The sequence below is a fragment of the Micrococcus sp. KRD077 genome (assembly GCF_017168505.1).
Taxonomy (GTDB): Bacteria; Actinomycetota; Actinomycetes; order Actinomycetales; family Micrococcaceae; genus Micrococcus; species Micrococcus luteus.
This window is the reverse complement of record NZ_JABFAZ010000109.1, coordinates 1-670: the sequence shown is the minus strand read 5'-3', so window position 1 is coordinate 670 and position 670 is coordinate 1. Positions and strand designations below refer to the sequence as shown.

Sequence of the window (670 nt, the reverse complement as noted above, 5' to 3'; positions counted from 1 at the left end):
TCCCATCACGGTGGCCAGCACCACCACCCAAACGGGCAAACCAGCTGGCCACCAGTGGGCAGTTCTGATGGCCACCAGCGGGAAGAAACACTGGCCGCCTATGGGCAGAACTCAATGGCCCTTGACAGCTGTGGCAGCGCAGGTCCTCGTGGCGAGCGCCGCGGGACCAGCGGGCCATCTCGATCGCGTCGAGGACCATCTCGGTGCGCATGTGTGACGCGCACCGCCACCCGACGATCATCCGGGAGAACGCGTCGACGATGAAGCAGACGTACGCGACGCCGGCCCACGTCGGCACGAACGCCAGGTCGGTGACCCAGAGCCGGTTCGGGGCAGGCGCGGTGAACTCCCGCTTCACGAGGTCCGGGTGCCGCGCCGCGGTCGGATCTGGCCGGGTCGTCTTCACCCGCTTCGACCTGGTCGCGCCCTTAATCCCTGCGGCGCGCATGAGCCGGCCCGTCTGATCTCGGCCGATGTCGATCCCGGCGCGACGCGCGGTCTTCCAGAGCTTTCTGACCCCGTAGACGCGGTAGTTCGTCTCCTAGAGCTCGACCAGCTGCGGGATCAGCTCCTCGTCCCGCACCGCGCGAGCCGAGGGGGCGCGGGTCTTGGCGGCGTAGTAGCTGCTCGGAGCCACCTGCAGCAGCCTGCAGATGAGCTCGACTCCGAG

1 pseudogene is annotated in these 670 nt (G+C 68.2%); it reads right to left on the bottom strand.

Annotated features, from left to right (window positions below):
• Positions 1–118: 118 nt before the first annotated feature.
• Positions 119–670: pseudogene (locus J1M39_RS12080) on the bottom strand (IS3 family transposase); the annotation flags it as partial.